Annotated in this window: 18 protein-coding genes, 1 tRNA gene and 1 pseudogene; 5 read left to right on the top strand and 15 right to left on the bottom strand. The window is 62.3% G+C overall.

Annotated features, from left to right (window positions below; all coding sequences use genetic code 11):
- The 5 genes and pseudogenes from ABFC66_RS16695 to cydP form a co-directional block, all read right to left on the bottom strand.
- Window positions 1–337, bottom strand: a pseudogene (locus ABFC66_RS16695) (glycogen debranching enzyme GlgX); the annotation flags it as partial.
- 50 nt (window positions 338–387) lie between these two features.
- Window positions 388–492, bottom strand: coding sequence for a cytochrome bd-I oxidase subunit CydX (cydX, locus tag ABFC66_RS16690; protein WP_346742110.1), 105 nt, complete (start codon window positions 490–492; stop codon window positions 388–390).
- 15 nt (window positions 493–507) lie between these two features.
- A complete protein-coding gene (gene cydB, locus ABFC66_RS16685) occupies window positions 508–1,653 on the bottom strand; it encodes a cytochrome d ubiquinol oxidase subunit II (protein ID WP_346742109.1) in 1,146 nt (381 codons plus the stop codon).
- Between the two features lie 10 nt (window positions 1,654–1,663).
- The gene (locus tag ABFC66_RS16680) at window positions 1,664–3,217 is read right to left on the bottom strand and encodes a cytochrome ubiquinol oxidase subunit I (protein ID WP_346742108.1); all 1,554 of its coding nucleotides are present in this window, start codon (window positions 3,215–3,217) and stop codon (window positions 1,664–1,666) included.
- A gap of 1 nt (window position 3,218) precedes the next feature.
- Entirely contained in the window at window positions 3,219–3,443 is a 225-nt protein-coding gene (cydP, locus tag ABFC66_RS16675) for a cytochrome oxidase putative small subunit CydP (RefSeq protein ID WP_346742107.1), read from the bottom strand.
- Window positions 3,444–3,825: 382 nt separating this feature from the next.
- On the opposite strand from cydP, the gene ABFC66_RS16670 reads away from it, so the two are divergent.
- A complete protein-coding gene (locus tag ABFC66_RS16670; RefSeq protein WP_346742106.1) occupies window positions 3,826–4,206 on the top strand; it encodes a hypothetical protein in 381 nt (126 codons plus the stop codon).
- A 97-nt stretch (window positions 4,207–4,303) separates the two neighbouring features.
- Here the strand turns inward: ABFC66_RS16670 and ABFC66_RS16665 are convergent, their stop codons facing one another.
- The 8 genes from ABFC66_RS16665 to ABFC66_RS16630 form a co-directional block, all read right to left on the bottom strand.
- Window positions 4,304–5,113, bottom strand: coding sequence for an MBL fold metallo-hydrolase (locus ABFC66_RS16665; RefSeq protein WP_346742105.1), 810 nt, complete (start codon window positions 5,111–5,113; stop codon window positions 4,304–4,306).
- The gene (locus ABFC66_RS16660) at window positions 5,110–5,910 is read right to left on the bottom strand and encodes a TatD family hydrolase (RefSeq protein WP_346742104.1); all 801 of its coding nucleotides are present in this window, start codon (window positions 5,908–5,910) and stop codon (window positions 5,110–5,112) included. The genes ABFC66_RS16665 and ABFC66_RS16660 overlap by 4 nt, the downstream gene beginning before the upstream one ends.
- Before the next feature lie 2 nt (window positions 5,911–5,912).
- Window positions 5,913–7,487, bottom strand: a complete 1,575-nt coding sequence (gene metG, locus ABFC66_RS16655; protein WP_346742103.1) for a methionine--tRNA ligase — start codon at window positions 7,485–7,487, stop codon at window positions 5,913–5,915.
- Window positions 7,488–7,532: 45 nt separating this feature from the next.
- Window positions 7,533–8,645, bottom strand: a complete 1,113-nt coding sequence (locus ABFC66_RS16650) for a DNA polymerase III subunit delta' (protein ID WP_346742102.1) — start codon at window positions 8,643–8,645, stop codon at window positions 7,533–7,535.
- Between the two features lie 58 nt (window positions 8,646–8,703).
- The gene (locus ABFC66_RS16645; protein WP_346742101.1) at window positions 8,704–9,744 is read right to left on the bottom strand and encodes a M23 family metallopeptidase; all 1,041 of its coding nucleotides are present in this window, start codon (window positions 9,742–9,744) and stop codon (window positions 8,704–8,706) included.
- Window positions 9,745–9,861: 117 nt separating this feature from the next.
- On the bottom strand, window positions 9,862–10,503 hold the full coding sequence (tmk, locus tag ABFC66_RS16640; protein WP_346742100.1) for a dTMP kinase: 642 nt from the start codon (window positions 10,501–10,503) through the stop codon (window positions 9,862–9,864).
- Between the two features lie 3 nt (window positions 10,504–10,506).
- Entirely contained in the window at window positions 10,507–11,667 is a 1,161-nt protein-coding gene (locus ABFC66_RS16635) for a D-alanyl-D-alanine carboxypeptidase family protein (protein WP_346742099.1), read from the bottom strand.
- 49 nt (window positions 11,668–11,716) lie between these two features.
- A complete protein-coding gene (locus ABFC66_RS16630; protein WP_346742098.1) occupies window positions 11,717–12,802 on the bottom strand; it encodes a septal ring lytic transglycosylase RlpA family protein in 1,086 nt (361 codons plus the stop codon).
- A gap of 224 nt (window positions 12,803–13,026) precedes the next feature.
- Between ABFC66_RS16630 and ABFC66_RS16625 the strand changes: the two genes are divergently transcribed.
- A complete protein-coding gene (locus ABFC66_RS16625; RefSeq protein ID WP_346742097.1) occupies window positions 13,027–14,376 on the top strand; it encodes an MmgE/PrpD family protein in 1,350 nt (449 codons plus the stop codon).
- Window positions 14,377–14,379: 3 nt separating this feature from the next.
- Here the strand turns inward: ABFC66_RS16625 and ABFC66_RS16620 are convergent, their stop codons facing one another.
- Window positions 14,380–14,787, bottom strand: a complete 408-nt coding sequence (locus ABFC66_RS16620) for a hypothetical protein (RefSeq protein WP_346742096.1) — start codon at window positions 14,785–14,787, stop codon at window positions 14,380–14,382.
- A 196-nt stretch (window positions 14,788–14,983) separates the two neighbouring features.
- On the opposite strand from ABFC66_RS16620, the gene ABFC66_RS16615 reads away from it, so the two are divergent.
- Window positions 14,984–16,396, top strand: coding sequence for a DHA2 family efflux MFS transporter permease subunit (locus ABFC66_RS16615; protein WP_346742095.1), 1,413 nt, complete (start codon window positions 14,984–14,986; stop codon window positions 16,394–16,396).
- Here ABFC66_RS16615 and ABFC66_RS16610 read toward each other — a convergent pair.
- A complete protein-coding gene (locus ABFC66_RS16610) occupies window positions 16,393–17,334 on the bottom strand; it encodes a glycosyltransferase (RefSeq protein ID WP_346742094.1) in 942 nt (313 codons plus the stop codon). The genes ABFC66_RS16615 and ABFC66_RS16610 overlap by 4 nt on opposite strands.
- 171 nt (window positions 17,335–17,505) lie before the next feature.
- Here ABFC66_RS16610 and ABFC66_RS16605 point away from each other — a divergent pair, with 171 nt between their 5' ends.
- Window positions 17,506–18,291 carry a glycosyltransferase family 25 protein gene (locus ABFC66_RS16605; RefSeq protein WP_346742111.1) on the top strand — a complete coding sequence of 262 codons (786 nt, stop codon included), beginning with the start codon at window positions 17,506–17,508 and terminating at the stop codon, window positions 18,289–18,291.
- Between the two features lie 65 nt (window positions 18,292–18,356).
- Window positions 18,357–18,444, top strand: a tRNA-Ser gene (locus ABFC66_RS16600).

Raw genomic sequence — 18,444 nt, 5'->3', positions numbered from 1 at the left:
TCCAGATGAACGAGCTGTTCAGCTCCTTCGCATAGGGATCGACAAGCAGCTTGTTCGGATTGAAGCGGTGGCCGCTCATGGGGTCATAGGGGCCGTGCACCCTGTAACCATAGAGAAGTCCGGGCTGCGCGCCCGGAAGATAGCCGTGCCATACTTCGTCGGTATATTCGGGAAGGGTGATCCGCTCCGTTTCGCGCGCGCCGGTCTCGTCGAAGAGGCAGAGTTCCACCTTGCGGGCATTGGCCGAGAAGAGCGCGAAATTCACGCCATCGCCGTCGAACGTCGCGCCGAGAGGATGGGGCCGTCCATCTTCCAACCTTGATCCGGGCGAGGTCATGGGTTTCCCCGTCATCGACTTGCCGGCGGGTGAGCCGATCCGATCGGCCTTCAGTCGAGGTCTTTGTTGTCTTCGTGAAATTCAAGCCACATCGCGTTGAAGATCGCGAAGGAGCAGGCGAGGCCGAGGCCGAGTACCCAGGAAAAATACCACATGAGTTCATCCTCCCCTCAATAGAGGTTGTGAGAGCCTGTTTCGATCTGTTCCGCCGTCACCGGCCCGCGCATCACGTGGAAGACCCAGCTCGTGTAGGCGATGATGATTGGTACAAAGATGATGGCCGCGACCAGCATGATGAAGAGCGTGGTCGGGCTGGACGAAGCGTCCCATACCGTCAGGCTGCTCTGCGGATTGCTGGACGAAGGCATCAGGAAGGGGAACAGGCTGAACCCGGCCGTGCAGATCGTCCCCGCAATTGTGAGGCTGCTCGCCGCAAATGCCAGCAGGGCGGCCCGCTTGCGGGCAAAGACCAGCGTGCCCAGGGCGCCGATATAGGCGAGCGCCGGGGCAAGGACGGTCCAGGGGTGGCTGGCGTAATTGGCAAGCCACGCGCCATCCGCGCGGGTCACGGTCTTCAGCAGCGGATTGGATGGCCCGTCGGAGATGGCGGGAGCGTCGATGACATAGCCCTTGATGGAATGGGCAATCCAGACGCCTGCAATAGTGAAGAGCAGAATGTAGGCGATTGCGGCAACGCTCGTGGCCTTCACGGCTCGTCCGGCAATCGGCTCTTCGCTCTTGAGCGCGAGGAATGTGCCGCCCTGCATTGCGAGCATGAGGAGACTTATGAGGCCGCAAAGAAGGGCGAATGGATTGAGTAACCCGAACAGGTTGCCTTCATAGGTCAGGCGCAGCGTCTGGTCGAAATGGAAGGGAACGCCCAGCAGCAGATTGCCGAACGCCACGCCGAAGATCAGCGAGGGTACGAAACCCGAGACGACGAAACTCCAGTCCCAGATGCGCCGCCAGCGCTCATTGTCGACCTTGCCGCGAAAGGCAATGGCGACAGGCCGCACGATGAGCGCAAGCAGGATCAGGAACATCGCGAGATAGAAGCCGGAGAAGGAAACCGCATAGAGCATCGGCCATGCGGCGAAGATCGCGCCGCCGCCGAGAATAAACCAAACCTGGTTTCCCTCCCAGACTGGGCCGATCACGTTGAGCAGCACGCGCCGCTCGACATCGTTGCGGGCGACATAGGGCTGCAACATGGCGATGCCGAAGTCGAAACCGTCCATGATGGCGAAAGCGATCAGGAGAATGCCGAGCAGGGCCCACCAGATGAGACGCAACATTGTATAGTCGAACAGTTCCATGGGTCGCTCCTCAATCCGCTCGCGCGGGAACATGAAGGATGGCGTTCGGCTTCGGCGCATCGGGCCCCATGCGCACATATTTGATCATCAGATAGAGATCGACCGCTGCGAGCGTGCTGTAGAAGAGGACGAAGCCTGCAAGGCTCAGAAGAACATTGCTTGCCGGAACGTCGGAGACGCCGAGGAAAGTCGGCAACACGCCATCGATGATCCAGGGCTGACGTCCATACTCGGCGACGATCCATCCGAGCTCGGCCGCGACCCAGGGCAGGGGCAGGCTCAGCAGGGCGGCGCGGAGGAACCATTTTCGATCGAGCCGTCGCCAGCTCGACAGGTAGAAGGCGAGCGCGAAAAGCGCGATGAAGTAGAAGCCGAGCCCCACCATGAACCGGAAGCCCCAGAAGAGGACGCCGACATTGGGGATCGTCGACATGGCGGCCTGGTGGATTTCGGCGTCGGTTGAATTCTCGATGTCCGGGCGGATGCCTTTCAGCAACAGCGCATAGCCGAGATCGCGCATCGCGGGCTCGGCTTCATGGGGCAGGGTGGCGCCGGCCTTGCCCTGCAGCGTGGCCAATGCGCGATAGGCGACGAGCCCGTTGCGGATGCGGCCTTCCGCCTGGCTCACCAGATCCTTGATGCCTTCGACGGGCAGGTGGAGCGAGCGCGTCGCTACGAGGCCGAGGGCCCAGGGAATTTGAACGGCATAATGTGTCGTCTGCGCCTTGCTGTCGGGGATGCCGACAAGCGTGAAGGGTGCGGGCGCCGCTTCGGTCTCCCACATAGATTCGATTGCGGCGATCTTCATCTTCTGGTTCTGGCCGGCGGTGTATCCGCTTTCGTCGCCGAGAACCACGACGGAAAGGGCGGAGGCCAGGCCGAAGCTCGCGGCGACGGTGATGGAACGGCGCGCAATCTCGGTGTGCCGCCCGCGGAGCAGGTAATAGGCGCCGATGGACAGCATGAACATGGCGCCGGTGACATAACCCGCGCTGACAGTGTGAACGAATTTCGCCTGCGCGACCGGATTGAAGAGCACGTCGAAGAAGGAACTTACTTCCATCCGCATTGTCTGCGGATTGAATATCGTCCCGACCGGATTTTGCATCCAGGCATTGGCAACGAGAATCCACAAGGCCGAGAGATTGCTGCCGATCGCGACGAGCCAGGTCACGATCATATGGGCGCGCTTGCTCATGCGGTCCCAGCCGAAGAAGAAGAGGCCGACGAAAGTGCCTTCGAGAAAAAAGGCCATGAGGCCTTCGATCGCAAGCGGCACGCCGAACACGTCGCCGACATAGTGCGAGTAATAGGCCCAGTTCGTGCCGAACTGGAACTCCATGGTGATGCCGGTGGCGACGCCCATGGCGAAATTGATGCCGAACAACGTGCCCCAGAACTTCACCATGTCACGCCAGATGGTGCGTCCCGTCATGACATAGACGGTTTCCATGATGGCAAGCAGTATGGAGAGGCCGAGAGTGAGCGGCACAAAGAGGAAGTGATAGAGCGCCGTCAGCGCGAACTGGAGCCGCGATAGGGTCACGATATCAATTTCGTGCATCTCATCCTCCGGGACGTGACAGCGGATCGGCGGGGCTGGTGGTGTGGGGCCCGAAGACAGCAGAATGCGCGCCGTCCGGCGTCACGTGGACGCGATGCGAGGGGCCGAAAAAGAACGTGTAGAGAAGAAGCAGCGCAACGAGCTTGAACACGAGCACCAGTCCGATTTCACGGACGAGAGGATGCAGTCGCGTCGCGATATCTGCTCGGAGGCTGTTCAGCGCCATATGACGTCTCCGTGGTTCGCCTTGGGCGATCCGGGATGCGTCGGAGGTTAGTGCCTATCGCGGCCATAGTCATGTGTTTTGCTGGCCAATATAGCGATAGCGCTCGCCATAGGATCTCGGGATAGGCTTACGGGGTGGGGGAGGTAACGCAAGTCGATGGCGGTCCCCTGTGCCCGATGCTGGGGCTACCGGCAGATTCGAGAGAGGTCACTCGCTAACTGGGCTCGCAGCGACCGCGTGCGGTATTCACGGCAATCTCGCGGAAAATCCTAAGCGATATCTAAAGTACTGCTGCTGCGCGTCTACGAACACCTACAGGCGAGATGGGCTTTTTCATTTTGGGTGGCCTATACCGGTGACGAAATAGGCGAGGGGCGAGGAAATGAAGCTTATTCGTTTCGGCGTGATGGGTATTGCGCTTCAAGGAATGGGGCTGGCGGCGTTTATTCTGATTTCGCGCACAAGCGTTGCCACGATAGGCAAACCAGCTGTTATTGGGCTGACGGTGGTCAGCGTGGCATCGCTGCTGTGGCGCAGTGTAACGCAGGCGAAAACGCCGACCGTGATATTCCTGCTTCCGGCATTGCTTGCACTTGGCTACGCCATCGCATTCCACGTTGTTGGGGTATTCGGCTTCCGTGGCTTGTTGCGCGACGCAGAGTTCTCGGTCGACTACTTGCTATCCGTGCTTCGCGTGACCGGAATTGTGTTTGTGCTGTACGCGATCGGGACTGCGTCATTGTATTTCGTCGGAAAAAAGTGAAGCCGCGAATGTGGCCATTTTAAACCGATAATATATATTATGGAATATTATTAGATACCGGTTGGCGCTGAAACCCGCGGATTTCGGCCATTTCTGCTCAGAACTCGAATTCCAGCGTCATGCCGTCATAAGCCGGCTCGACACCTTCCGGCAGCTCGGATGCGAGTTTGCGGTAGTCGAGATCGACATGGAGATTGGTGAGCACACCGCGCGGCGCATTCGCACGCGAGATCCATTGGAGCGCCAGGTCGACATGGGCGTGCGTCGGATGCGGCGTGTAGCGCAAGGCATCGACGATCCAGCATTCGATGCCTTCGATAAGCCCGAAGCTCTCATCGGGCATGCCGACAAGATCGCTTGAATATGCCAACGGTCCGAAGCGGAAACCGAGCGACCGGATGGCGCCGTGGTCCTGGTCGAATGGAATGGCTTCTATCGTGCCGCCGGCGCCCTCGATCCGGATCGGCTTGCCCATTTCATCGATCAGATGCGCGTCGAGAATGGCCGGATAGCCCGAGCCGTCTTCCTCGAGAAAGCAATAGCGAAAGCGCGTCGTCAGCGTCGTGGTCGTCGCACGGTCCATCCAGACGTCCACGCGCCGGTGGCCGTTATGCGCGATCATGCGCAGATCGTCGATCCCATGGCACTGGTCGGCATGGTCATGCGTGAACAGCACGCCGTCGAGCCAGCCCACATTGGCGTCGATCAGCTGCTCCCGCATGTCCGGCGACGTATCGACCAGCACGGTCGTCTTTTCATGCGGATTGTCGTCCCACTGCTCGATCAGCAGCGAGCAGCGGCGACGGCGGTTGCGCGGCTCCGTCGGATCGCAGGCGCCCCAGAAACCGCCGATGCGCGGAACGCCGCCCGACGAGCCAGAGCCGAGAATGGTTGCGCGCATCTTCATTGCGGGAACACAGCCTCGCGTGGAACGCGGGAGAACAGCCGCAGGAAGTTTTCGCTCGTCGCATCGGCAAGCTCACCGGCGGCGACGCCCTTCAATTCGGCGACCTTCATGGCCGTATGGACGACGAATGACGGTTCGTTGCGCTTGCCGCGCTTCGGGATTGGCGCGAGATAAGGCGAATCCGTCTCGACGAGAATCCGTTCGAGCGGCACATGGCGCACCGTCTCCTGAAGCTCCGCGGCACTCTTGAAGGTCACGATGCCGGACAGCGAGATATAGAAGCCGAGCGCCAGTGCTTCTTCCGCAAGCTTCTGGCTCGATGTGAAGCAATGGAGAAGGCCCGGAAAGGCGCCCTTCTCCATTTCCTCCGTCAACAGACTAGCGGTATCGGCATCCGCATCGCGCGTATGCACGACGAGCGGCAATTGCGTTTCGCGCGCGGCGCCGATATGGGCGCGGAATGCGCGGATCTGCGCCTCGCGGGGCGCGTGCTCGTAAAAATAATCGAGGCCGGTTTCGCCGATGCCGACAACCTTCGGATGCTGCGCCAGTTCGACGAGCCGCGCGGTATCCGTCTCCGGCTCGCTGGCCGCCTCATGCGGATGAATGCCGACCGTGCAATAGACGTTCGGGAAACGCTCGGCGATGGCGACGATGCGATCGAATTGCGAAATCTTCGTCGAGATGGTCACCATCAATCCAACGCCCGCGTCATGCGCGCGCGCGACGACCTCATCGACCTCCGACGCGAAGTCCGGGAAGTCGAGATGGCAATGACTATCGACCAGAACCGCCATGCTCAGCCTTGCGCGGGTTCGTCGACGAGACGCGGGAAAACGCCCTGCGGTGCAGGCAGTTCGACGCCGGCCTTCAGCGGATGCGCTTCGATGGCCTCGAAGTGGCGATGTTTCTCCGGCACGCCGAGCATGTCGAGGAGCCGCCCGATCGACGCCGGCATGACGGGCTGCAGCAGGATCGCCGCATGGCGCACGGTTTCGATGGTGACGTAGAGAACCGTCGCCATGCGTGCCTGATCGGTCTTCTTCAACGCCCAGGGTTCCTGTGCCGCGAAGTAGCGGTTGGCGGCGCTCACGACCTCAAAAACCGACGCGAGATAATGATGGATTTCGAAGCGCTCCATCTGATCGCGCACGGTCGGAAGAAGCTTCGCCGCTGCGCGGAGAAGTTCCTGGTCCTCGTCGCTCAGTTCGCTGCGCGCAGGCACCTTGCCATCGCAATTCTTCGCGATCATCGAAAGCGAGCGCTGCGCGAGATTGCCGATGTCATTGGCGAGATCGGCGTTGACGCGGTTGACCACGGTTTCGTGGTTGTAGCTGCCGTCCTGACCGTAAGGCACTTCGCGGCAGAAGAAATAGCGGATCTGGTCGACGCCGTAGGTATCTACCAGCGTCTGAGGGTCGATCACATTGCCGACCGACTTCGACATTTTCTCGCCGCGGTTATAAAGGAAGCCGTGGCCAAAAACGCGCCTGGGCAGCGCGATGCCGGCGGCCATGAGCATGGCCGGCCAGATCACCGCGTGGAAGCGAACGATATCCTTGCCGATGATATGCGCATCGGCTGGCCAATATTTCTTGAAGGCCTTGCCCTCGACATCGGGATAGCCGACGCCTGTAATGTAGTTCGTCAGCGCGTCGAACCAGACATACATCACATGGCTCGGATCGCCGGGAACATCGATGCCCCAGTCGAGTTTCGTCCGTGCACGGGAGATCGAGAGATCCTTCAATCCGCGCTTCACGAAGGCGATGACCTCATTGCGGCGGGATACCGGCTGTATGAACTCCGGATGCTTCTCGTAGTGTTCGAGAAGCCGGTCCTGATAGGCGGAAAGGCGGAAGAAATAGGTTTCTTCTTCCATCCACTCGACGGGCGTGCCGGTCGGTGCGAAGAGCTTGCCCTCCTCGTTCTTCGTCAGTTCGTCTTCGCCGTAGAACGCCTCGTCGCGAACCGAGTACCAGCCCGAATAGGAACCGATATAAATGTCCGGTCCCTGCGGTCCCTTGTTCGCCGCAATCGTCCGCCAGAGATACTGGCAGGAGCGCACGTGCCGGTCCTCGATCGTGCGAATGAAATCATCATTCGACGCGTTGAGAAACTCGGCCATCGCCTTGAATTTGGGCGCCATTTCGTCGGCGAGTTCCTTGGCGGTGATGCCCCTCGCCTTCGCCGTCTGCACCATCTTCTGGCCGTGATCGTCGACGCCCGTCTGGAAGCGCACGTCATAGCCGTCGAGGCGCTTGAAGCGCGCGATGACGTCGGTCGAGATCATCTCATAGGCATGGCCGATATGCGGCGCGCCGTTGGGATAGGAAATCGCAGTCGTTATGTAAAAGGCTTTGGGAGCCGGCATCTTGGGCGAACCTGTCGAGAATGACGCCTTGAGGGGCGCGGAGCGTCACGCTCCGATGCGTTCGCCGGCGACGCTTTCCAGCGCCGAAAAAGCGTTCAGGATCACAAGCTTGCGATCCGTATTGAGCGCTTCCGCCCGGGCGACCGATTGGTTGATCTTTTCCCATACCTCGACCCAGCGATCAAGGCCGGCGCCTGCCGCGAGCCGGGCCATGGCCGCGCCCTCGCCCGCCACGATGTCGCCCGAAGCGGGCGCTCCGGCGCCCGTCCGCACCAGCCTTTGCAGCCAGTCGGAAAGAAGATCGGTAAAGGTCTCATAGGCTTCGTCCGCGCCGCGGCGTCCTACCTTGTCGGCGAGCGCATGCACGCCCTTGATGTTGAGGCGCGGCAGCGACATCAGCAGCGAAACCAGCTCGCGGTAGAGATCGAGCCCGCCGCCTGCCGCGATGGTGAGCGCGCGACCGGCGCTGCCCTCGGCAAGCTGTCCTATGGCGGTGTGTTCCTCCACGGTGGCCCTGGTCTCGTTCGCGGCGAGCACCTCTGCGATATGCGTGGGGGCGAGCGGCTTCAACGTCAGCACGCGGCACCGGGAGCGGATCGTCGGCAGCAGGCGGCCCGGCTGATGGCTGACCAGAATGAAAAGGCCGCGCGCCGGCGGTTCCTCCAGGATTTTCAGCAGGGCGTTTTCAGCATTGACGTTCATGTCGTCGGCGGCGTCGACGATCGCGATGCGCCAACCGCCCGCCCCCGCGCTCATGCCGAAGAAATTCGAGGTGCGACGCACCTCCTCCACCGGAATGACGGTTTTCAGGCGCTTGGCCTTTTCGTCGTAAGGCCGGCGGATGACGAGAAGATTGGGATGGCTCTGAGCGGCGATCTGGCGAAACACGGCGTCGTCTTCCGCCACGGAGAGATCGCGTTTCCGCGCGGCCTCCGCCACCTCCGGCGCGCCATAGCGAAGAAGAAAACGCGCGACGCGATAAGCGAGCGTCGCCTTGCCGATGCCCTTGGGGCCTGTCAGCAGCCATGCGTGATGCATCCGGCCGCCCATGAAGGCGTCGAAGATGGAGCGCTCGGCCTCTTCCTGGCCGATCAGAGCCGAGACCTCCCGCGGATGCGGGAAGTCGCCGAGCCGGTCGCTTTCGGGAATGTCGCTCATGCACCTGTCGTATCACAGGCCGGGTGGCCGTCTCAACGAGACCGGCCGCGGAGACAGCTCAGCGGCGGGCGTTTTCGCTCAGCTGCGTGGCATAGGGCTCGACCTTGATCTGCTTGCTGCCGTCCAGATTGGCCTGGACCACGATGTGCTGCAGCGGGTCGACCTGCTTGTTGTCGACAAGAACCTCGTAATAGAGGTGATTGCCGGTGGCGAGGCCCGAGGCGCCGATATAGGCGATCACCTGTCCCTTGCGGACATGCGCGCCGGGCTTCAGCCCGGGTGCGAATTTCGCGAGATGTGCATAGGCGGTGGCCAGGTGCTCATTATGGCTGAGCTTGATGTAGCGGCCGTAATTGCCGCGCCAGCCGATCGTCTGCACGACGCCATCCTCGGTCGCATAGACCGGCGTGCCCTTGGGAGCCGCATAATCGACGCCCTTGTGGAACTTGCGGACGCCGAGCACCGGATGAATGCGCCAGCCCCAGGGCGAGGTCATGCGGCCCGTGCGTACCGGCGAGCCGAGGGCAATGGTCTCTGCCGTCACAGGCCAGCTTTCGGTCGGGGCGGTATCCGCGTCCTCCGAGGTCGAAGCGTCGATGGCCGACGCCTTGCCCTGCAGACGGAACACGCCGTCGCCTCCGGTGATAATGGCGACTTCCTGCGTCTTGCCCGGGTGGACGCGCAGAGAGACGAGATTGCGCTGTGCCTGCTCGCTGCCGCGGATCGCGACATCGACATTGTCCCCGGCCTTGAGCTTTGAGACGTCGAAGTGACTGCCGAGCGCCTTCAGTGCGGCATCGCGCTGCCTCTTGTCGACGCCCTCGCGGGTCAGAACCTTGGAGAGCGTGTCGCCCTTCATGATCTTCACGGTCCGGGTCGCCACCATGTCGGGTCGCGTCGCCGCGCCCCTCAGAATGACCGCGTCGATCGCGGCGTCGACGTCGCGCCCGGCACCGGCCGGCAGATCGGAAGACGGAATGCTCAGTGTACCGAGCGTATTGGCATGGGCGGGAAGGGAATTGAAGAGGAGGAAGGAGGAAGCGAGCGAGGCGCTGATGAGCGGCAGCAGATTCTGCTTGGTCTTCTGTCGCTGTTTCATGCGTCGGCTTCCCTTGTTTACTGCGTCCCCCCACAAGCCGGAACGCAACCAGAGAAACTTCTATAGTCGAAGCCCCGCCGACGGGTCAAACAGGAATTTACCATACGTATCAATGGGCTATGTGGCCAATCGCGATGTCACACTGTGCCAAATTTGCCGCGCTACCTCTTCCTCACTTTGTGACGCATCGATGACGACGCAGCGTTCGGGCTGCGCTCTTGCAATAGCAAGGAATGCCTCACGAAGCGTGTGATGGAAGGCTTGCTCCATTCGCTCATAGCGATCCTCACCAGAGTTATCCACACCCGCGCGCCGATGCGCCCGCGCGAGGCCGATATCTACAGGCAGATCGAGTATTATCGTCAGCGCAGGCATATCTTCGCCGACGACGAGCTTCGAGAGTTGTCTGACCGCTTCCTCGCCAACGCCTTGGGCACCTCCCTGATAGGCGAAGGTCGAGTCCACGAAGCGATCGGAGACGACCCAGGCCCCGCGCGCGAGGGCCGGACGGATCGTATGCGTGAGATGATCTTCGCGAGCTGCGAAGTGCAGCAGCGTTTCCGCGAGCGGGCTCCAGCGGCCTGTGTCGCCGGTCACGAGCAGATGCCTGATGGCCTCCGCTCCCGGTGCGCCGCCCGGCTCGCGGGTCAGGATCACTTCATGGCCGAGTGCCTCGAGCCGCCCCCGGAGCGCGCGCGCCTGCGTCGATTTGCCGGCGCCCTCGCCCCCTTCCAGTGTGATGAAGCGCGGCTGGCTCACGGCTCAGGCGCCGAAGATCATGTGCTTCAGCGCGCTCATGGCGCGGCCGAAGATGCCGAGCCGATCCACATTCGCGCCGGCAAGCAGCGGCACTTCCTGCGTCGGCATGTCGGGCGCCTCGATGCGCAGCGTGCCGATCCGCTGTCCCGCGGCGACAGGCGCCTTCACGGGCGTGGAATAGCTCACAGTCACCTTCATGCCCTTGCGCTGGTCGGGCGTCATGATGAGCGCCACATCGTTCGCGGCGACCAGAGGCACCTCGGCATATGTGCCCTGCCACACAGGCGCGTTGTCAACCGCGGCGCCCTTGGCAAAGAGCTGGTACTTCTTGAATGAACGGAAGCCCCAGTCGAGCACGCGGACGCTTTCCTCGGCACGGGCCTTTTCCGTCGGCATGCCGTTGAGCACAAGGATCAGGCGCTGGTCGCCGCGCTTGGCGGAAACCACGAGCCCGTAGCCCGAAGCTTCGGTATGGCCGGTCTTCAGTCCGTCAACGGAGGGATCGAGGAACAGCGCAGGATTGCGGTTGTGCTGCGTGATGCCGTTCCAGGTGAATTCCTTCTCGCTGAAGTAGTGATAATACTCCGGGAAGTCGCGGATGATGTGACGCGCCAGGCGCGCGAGGTCATGCGCCGTCATCATCTGGTTCGGGTCGGGCCAGCCCGTCGAGTTGGCGAAGGTCGAATCCGTGAGGCCAAGTTCCTTTGCGCGTTCCGTCATGGCGACGGCGAATTCGGGCTCCGATCCCTTCAACGCTTCGGCGACCACGATGCAGGCGTCGTTGCCGGATTGCACGATGATGCCCTGGATCAAGGTCTCGACGGGGATGCGCGTGCCGACCTGTGCGAACATGGTCGAGGAGCCCGACGTCGTGCCGCCGGAGCGCCACGCATGTTCGCTGACCGGGAGTTCGTCGGTCAGCTTCACCGTGCCGGCCTTCAGTGCATCGAACAGCAGCGAGACGGTCATGAGCTTGCTCATGCTCGCCGGGTGCATGCGAACGTCGCCATCCTTCTCCCAGAGCACAGCGCCCGTCGCCGCATCCATCAGCACCGCGTATTGCGCCGTCGTGTCGAAGGCGAGCGCGGGCCGCGCGGCGAGGATCGCCACAAGGGCGACGGCGGCCAGCGCCATGCGTTGGAAGATCGGCTTCATTCGCTTCATATCGGATATTCCCTTTCGGTGGCTTTTACAGGCGCCGGCCGAGCACGTCTCAATCGACGATGATGCGGGCCCCTGCATGGCCCTTCTGTATGACGGTCTGTAGTGAGGCGTCAGCGGCGGACACGCTGGGCAATGGACCCACGCGCACACGATAGTACTGCGTTCCCTCGACCCGCACCGGCTGCACCTGAACGTCGCTGAAGCCCTGGGCCAGCAATTGCTGATGCACGGACTCGGCATTGGCGAAGTTGCGGAACGAACCGGCCTGCACGAAGAGGTTCGTGCCCGTCGGCACCGGGACATGTTGCACGGCGGCCGGCGTCGGCGGCAGCACATCGGCAACTTGCGTTTCGTCGGAGACGGGCTGCATCGCGGGAGCGGGCTTCGGCGCGGCAAGCGTCGAGGATGAAACGCCGACTGGCGCCGACGACACCGGCGTCGCGGCCGCGACCTTCACGCCGTTGACGGGCGCGAGTTCGTTCGTCGTGACCGTGGATTTGGACACGCCGCTGACCTGCTTCTCGCTTTCATCCATCGCGGGCTTCGGTGCGATGAAGGTCTCCTGACCGGTCGCCGAGGCAATCTGCGTCTTCATCGTGCCGGGAATGCCCGGCAGCGGCGCTCGGCCGACATACTGCACGCGCACCCGCGCCGTGCCCTTGCGGTCATAGCCCAGAAGCTCGGCGGCCTTGCGGGAGAGATCGATCTCGCGGCCATTGACGAAGGGGCCGCGATCGTTGACGCGAACGACAAGCGAGCGGCCATTTTCGAGATTGGTCACGCGAACGAGAACAGGCATGGGCAAGGTCGGGTGCGCAGCGGTCAGCGCCTCCTGATCGAAGGTCTCGCCGTTCGCCGTCGACTTGCCGTGGAACTGGGGCCCGTACCACGAGCCGATGCCCGTGGAGTCGTAATTCTCGTCTTCATGTGGGTAGTACCAGACGCCGGCCACCTGATAGGGCTTGCCGATCTTGTAGGAGCCGCCCTCGCCCGTCGGAACATGGTCGGTGCTTCGGCTCGTTCCGCAGGCGGCGAGCATCACGGCCATGGCCGCCATGGCCCCCCAGCTGAATGGCAAGGCCCGTGGCCTGATCGGCATGGGCCTGACCATATCGGACGACATCGAACCGCTCATTCGGATACCCCTGGTTCCGCGCGGAACTGAGCCTCTGGACAACCTGCCTGCCATCCGGACCGGCGACTCACGCGCGTGAACTTCTTTCAAGCTTATAATCAGCCGCAGATTGAGCGGCAAGCCGCGCCACGGCTTCTTTCCGGTTCTCCGGGCAGCTTTCCTTTCGCCCCAAGCCGAGCTAACGATTGAGGAAAATAGCCGCCTGTCGCGGACCGGGGACAAGTATGACAACGAATACAGCCGAGCGCTCAGACGTGGTTCTGGAAAATGGCGAGAACCTGTCGCTCACCCAGGGCCTGGTTCGGCTCATCCGCTCGAAGCCCATCGCGTCCGCCGACCTCGAAGCGGCCGCCCTTTTCACGCTCGACGCCGTGGCGAACATCCTCGCTGGGCGCAATTCCGTTCCGGGCCGTGCACTGCTGGCGTGGTCTGCGGAAAAGACGCGCAGCAATGACGAGCCCGATCCCGAACACCTCGCCTTTCTGATGGGCGCGCTTTGCCACATTCTGGAAACAGACGACCTCCACCGCGGTTCGGTCGTGCATCCGGGCTGCGTCGTGGTTCCAGCCGCCTGGGCGCTTGCTCGGCACCAGCGGGCCGGCGGGCGGGCGCTGCTCGAGTCGGTGCTTCACGGCTTCGAGGCGACCACGCGCGTTGGAATGGCCGTCGGTCCCGCCCATTATCGCATCTGGCACAACACGGCGACCTGTGGCCCCTATGGCTCGGCCATGGCGGCTGCTGCGCTGTTCGGCCTGTCGGACGCGCAGGCCGTCGATGCGCTCGGCAATGCGGGCAGCCAGTCGGCGGGCCTCTGGCAGTTCCTCGAAACAGGCGCCATGACGAAGCATCTCCATGCGGGGCATGCGGCGGAAGCGGGGCTCAAGGCGGCGGAACTCGCGGTGTTCGGCTTCACCGGCCCGCCCCATATTCTCGAAGGCGAAAAGGGCTTCTTTCGCGCCGCCTGCCCGGATGCAGACCCCTCGGCCGTGCTGCGCGCGCTCGATGCGCCCTGGCAGCTCGCCCTCACCTCGATCAAGCCCTGGCCGTCCTGCCGCCACACCCATCCGGCAATCGACGCCGCCGAGGAATTGCGGGTGAAGATCGCAGGCCGCGAGATCGAGGCCGTGGAGGTCGACGCCTATCGCGCAGCGCTCGATGTCTGCGACCGGCCCGTGGTCAATAGCGACTATGAGGCGAAGTTCTCGCTCCAGCATGCCGTCGCCGCCGCGCTGACGCGCCATCCCGTCGATTTCGAAGCCTTCGGCCCTGCCGCCCGTGCCGAATGCGCGCCGCTGGCGCTGAAGGTCTCGGTTGCCGCGCGCGAGCCCTATCTATCCGCCTACCCGACTGCCTGGGGCTCGGCGGTGCGCGTGCGCCTTGCCGATGGAACGGAGCTCGCAGTGTCGCGAACCAACGCCAAGGGCGACCCTGAAGCGCCGCTCTCCCACGACGACATGGTGGCGAAAGCGCGGATGCTGCTGGCGCATGGCGGCGTCGCCGACGCGGACAGGATCATCGATGGCGTTCTGGGCCTCGCCTCTGGTGGAAGCATGCCCGATCTCGGCGTGATCTGAGGCTCAGCTCGCGAGCTTCTGGAGCAGCGGATCGATCATCGGATCGATCACCGGCTTATGGTCGAGATAGGCCTGTCCGCCGAAACCGATGATGAAGGGCAGCCATATCCAGGCCGTGCGCCAGACGAGGCTGCGCCTCCCTGCGGACTTGTCTTTCGCGACTTCCACGACCGGAATGGAAACAGGGTCCGCCGCCCTCGTCTCGACGGGAACGGGCTCGACGGCAGGCGCCGCGACCGGCGTCGCTTCTGCTGGCGCAGGCGCTGCGGCCGGAGCGAGCGTCTCTGCGGCGAGCAGCTCCTTCGAGACCCTCCGCTCCCGCATGAACAGATGGATCATGTAAAGAACGAGCACGCCCAGGATACCCAACGGAATCCAGGTCGATGTGAGATCCACTGCCGGCACGATCATCCCCCCATATCGCGCGTGGCCTTGGGTTTCAGCCCGGCCACTTCCTTATTTTGTGCCATTCTGGCCCAGAGAGCCGCCGCCGCAAAAGGGTTTCTGGAGACCACATGAAAACTATGGTTTAAGCGCGGGGCCGAATGGCTTGCCCCTTGAGGCACGACGGGGATAGAAAACGTCCGTGTCTCCGAGGTTCTCATCCATGCCTGCAGAGTCGAGCCCGCGACGTTTTCTCGTCCCGTTGATCGTGGCCTGCGCATTGTTCATGGAAAACCTCGACTCGACGGTCATCGCGACCTCGCTTCCGGCCATCGCGCGGTCCTTCGGCGAAGACCCGCTGCGCCTCAATCTGGCGATCACGTCATATCTGCTCAGCCTCGGCATTTTCATTCCGCTTTCCGGCTGGATGGCCGACCGTTTCGGCGCACGCACGATCTTCTGTTCGGCCATCGCCGTGTTCACGCTGAGCTCGATCGGCTGCTCCGCCGTCAACGGCCTGCCGGAAATGGTGGCCGCGCGCATCCTTCAGGGCATTGGCGGCGCGATGATGGTGCCCGTCGGGCGGCTCGTGATCCTCCGCACAGTGCCGAAATCCGATCTCGTCAACGCGATGGCCTGGCTCACCGTGCCTGCCCTGCTCGGCCCCGTGCTCGGGCCCCCGGTCGGCGGCTTCATCTCGACCTTCGGGAGCTGGCGCTGGATCTTCCTCATCAATATTCCCATCGGCATTCTCGGCATCCTGCTCGCGATCACCTTCATCGAGAATGCGAAGGAAGCGCGCGCCGAGCGCTTCGACGCATATGGGTTCGTCGTGGTCAGTCTCGGCGTCGCGGCGACCATGTTCGGCTTCGAGAATGTCGGGCGCGGCATCCTGCCGACGCAAGCGATCGTTGGCATGCTGGCGGCGGGTATCGTCCTTCTAGCTCTCTACTACCGCCACACACGCACCCAGCCCTCGCCGATCATCGACCTGTCTATACTTCGTATACAGACATTTGGCGCAAGCATCATGGGCGGCTTTCTGTTCCGCATGGGCATCGGCGCCCTGCCATTCCTCACGCCCCTGATGCTGCAACTCGGCTTCGGCCTGACGCCTTTCGCATCGGGCATGATCACATTTGCGGGCGCCGCCGGGGCCATCACGATGAAGTTCGCCGCCGGGCCGATCATCCGCCGTTTCGGCTACCGGCCGGTGCTTCTCGCCAATACGTTCATCTGCGCCTTCTTCATGGCGATCTACGGCTTCTTCACGCCACAGACGCCTCACCTCCTCATCATCGCGATCCTTCTCGTTGGCGGCTTCTTTCGTTCGCTGCAGTTCACGAGCCTCAACACGATTGCCTTTGCCGACATTCCCGTTCCGATCATGAGCCGCGCCACGACGCTCTCCGCCGTCGGGCAGCAATTGTCGTTGAGCTTTGGGGTGGGTATCGGCGCGCTTCTCCTTCACATGACGTTGGTCATGAGCGGCGGAGCGCATCTCACGGCGCGCGACTTTAGCCCGGCCTATTTCGTCATCGCGGCGATCAGCCTCGGCTCCCTGCTCTTCTTCTGGCCCCTGCCTGCAAATGCGGGCGACGCGGTGAGCGGACGCGTGACGGCGCCGGAGGCCTAAACCCGGGCGGCCTCATTAGCCCTTTTTAGCGCCATGGTCAGAAGGCGCCGCTTCCGGAACGCTCGTTTCCTGCGCAGGGCACGCTCCACGCCCTTAAGCGACCAACGCCAGCCGTCTGGATCGACGAAGTTGCTCCAGGAAGTTCCCGCAAGACTTTTTACATAAAACGCGCGGAAGGTTCTGTCGGCAAAACGTGAAGCCTTGGCCCAAGGTTTTGGCGAGCTGGTGAAATGCCTTATGCTGCTCTTGACGGATATATACTCAGCGACTGTCGTAATGGCGTTCCATTCCGCCGGCAGGGCGCGCCAATTGTCGCGAAATACGACATTCAAAATATCCTGTTCGGAAAAGAACGAGTATCCCCTCGTCGGCAACAGCGCGACCGTCCTTTGAAGCTGTTGCTCAACAAGAATTTTTCGCCAGTCGAACAGGAGCACTCCGGAATTGAAATAGGGCGTATCGGGAGCGAAGCCGATTTCCTCGCGATGCTTGCCGGATGAGGGGAAGACATCCGTCATGAATCCGACATCCATGACTGCGCCGAGGGGAAAGCCCTCCAGATCCGCATCGAGAAGGCCATCGATCGGTTGAAGGGCCAGCACATCGCTATCGAGATAGAGGACGCGCGCATAGCGGTCGTCGAGATATCTGTTCAGGGTCAGCCGGATTCCGTGCCCGAGCCAGCGGCCAAGATCGAGAATCTCCTTCTCGACGATCTCAACATGCTGCAGCCTTATCGCGGTCGAATGTTTTGCGTTGAAGGCGGCCATCGCTTCGTCGTCGGCGGTCGTTCCCCCAACGAGCATGACAATGAAATCAGTATGCGAGGGGGCGCCAAAGCGGCAGCAGGACAACAGAGTGACCGCGGCCGCGGGAAGCCAGTTCGAGGTCGCGCAGCAGACGACCGCGACGCGGTCTTCTCTCAACATCGATTGCATGTAGGGTAAGTTCCTAGGCTGGCGCCATCGCGTATGTAAGGTAAAATGAGAATTTCTTATATTATGGCAAAGGCCGATTGGCTAGGCCTTCGGCGGGGGAATTGTTGTCTGGCGCAACGACGCCCCATCGCGCTGTAACACCTCAAGCGGGACTCGAAGCTATTGATTTTTGTGATCAACCTCGAACGCCACAAACTCAGATTCGAGCGGATGAACGCCCAACTTGCGGCGTGTGGTTTGTCCTTCGAGCGCGTGCAGGCGGTTGAAGGAGCCGATCTGACAGACTCCGATGTTGCCGCAATTCTTTCGCCGACGCCGCTCGTCAGACTATCGAGGCCCGAGATTGCGTGCTTTCTCAGCCATCGCGCCGCCTGGCGGCGCTTCCTCGCGGGCAATGACGAGATTTGCTGCGTGCTGGAGGACGATGTGCTGCTGGCAGACGATTTCGGCCCGGCCTTGAAGGCCGCGAGGAATTGGGCATCGCTTCCCTTTGACGTCATCAAGATCGAAACGATGCGCCAGGGGGTATGGGTCAGTCGGAAGAAGCGACCTGCCTTTCACGGCCATGCGCTGTCGCGTTTGAGAAGCTGCCATGACGGCACGGCGGGGTACATCGTCAGTCGTCGTGGTGCGCGCCGGCTCCTTGGTCTCACGACCCGCATGGATCGGCCGATTGATGCGTTGATGTTCGATGCGGCTATCGGCTCGAACGGTCTCGACGTTCTGCAACTGGAGCCTGCGCTCTGCATTCAGGAAGAGCGCCGCGGCGGCCTCGAGGCGGGAAGCGAGTTCAAGAGTTCCATCGATCCCGCGCGCATACCGCTGCGCAAGCCGCGCGTGAAGCGCAAGGGGTTAGCCAAACTCACGAGGGAGGTCGCCCGCCCCTTCGAGCGGATATTCCTGCGGCTGAGCCGGCCCGGCTTCGAGCGGGTGATGATTGCCTTCGAAGACCTCTGAATCTTGGGCCCCGGCGCCGTTTCCCTGTTGAGTCAACGGCCCGAAGCCGGTAATGGCTTCATCACGGAAGGGTGGCCGAGTGGTTTAAGGCACCGGTCTTGAAAACCGGCGATGGGCAACCATCCGTGGGTTCGAATCCCACCCCTTCCGCCA

It is taken from the genome of Parvibaculum sp. (assembly GCF_039680535.1).
Lineage (GTDB): Bacteria > Pseudomonadota > Alphaproteobacteria > Parvibaculales > Parvibaculaceae > Parvibaculum.
The sequence above is the reverse complement of the archived record's forward strand: the minus strand, read 5'-3'. Positions and strand labels throughout refer to the sequence as shown.

Coding starts and splice junctions, on each gene's coding strand:
- metG (WP_346742103.1), bottom strand. CDS start 7,487: ATGCCGGCTCCCAAAGCCTTTTACATAACGACTGCGATTTCCTATCCC.
- ABFC66_RS16610 (WP_346742094.1), bottom strand. CDS start 17,334: ATGCAATCGATGTTGAGAGAAGACCGCGTCGCGGTCGTCTGCTGCGCG.
- cydB (WP_346742109.1), bottom strand. CDS start 1,653: ATGGAACTGTTCGACTATACAATGTTGCGTCTCATCTGGTGGGCCCTG.
- ABFC66_RS16625 (WP_346742097.1), top strand. CDS start 13,027: ATGACAACGAATACAGCCGAGCGCTCAGACGTGGTTCTGGAAAATGGC.
- ABFC66_RS16665 (WP_346742105.1), bottom strand. CDS start 5,113: ATGAAGATGCGCGCAACCATTCTCGGCTCTGGCTCGTCGGGCGGCGTT.
- ABFC66_RS16660 (WP_346742104.1), bottom strand. CDS start 5,910: ATGGCGGTTCTGGTCGATAGTCATTGCCATCTCGACTTCCCGGACTTC.
- ABFC66_RS16650 (WP_346742102.1), bottom strand. CDS start 8,645: ATGAGCGACATTCCCGAAAGCGACCGGCTCGGCGACTTCCCGCATCCG.
- ABFC66_RS16620 (WP_346742096.1), bottom strand. CDS start 14,787: ATGATCGTGCCGGCAGTGGATCTCACATCGACCTGGATTCCGTTGGGT.
- ABFC66_RS16615 (WP_346742095.1), top strand. CDS start 14,984: ATGCCTGCAGAGTCGAGCCCGCGACGTTTTCTCGTCCCGTTGATCGTG.
- ABFC66_RS16645 (WP_346742101.1), bottom strand. CDS start 9,744: ATGAAACAGCGACAGAAGACCAAGCAGAATCTGCTGCCGCTCATCAGC.
- ABFC66_RS16630 (WP_346742098.1), bottom strand. CDS start 12,802: ATGAGCGGTTCGATGTCGTCCGATATGGTCAGGCCCATGCCGATCAGG.
- ABFC66_RS16635 (WP_346742099.1), bottom strand. CDS start 11,667: ATGAAGCGAATGAAGCCGATCTTCCAACGCATGGCGCTGGCCGCCGTC.
- cydP (WP_346742107.1), bottom strand. CDS start 3,443: ATGGCGCTGAACAGCCTCCGAGCAGATATCGCGACGCGACTGCATCCT.
- cydX (WP_346742110.1), bottom strand. CDS start 492: ATGTGGTATTTTTCCTGGGTACTCGGCCTCGGCCTCGCCTGCTCCTTC.
- ABFC66_RS16680 (WP_346742108.1), bottom strand. CDS start 3,217: ATGCACGAAATTGATATCGTGACCCTATCGCGGCTCCAGTTCGCGCTG.
- ABFC66_RS16670 (WP_346742106.1), top strand. CDS start 3,826: ATGAAGCTTATTCGTTTCGGCGTGATGGGTATTGCGCTTCAAGGAATG.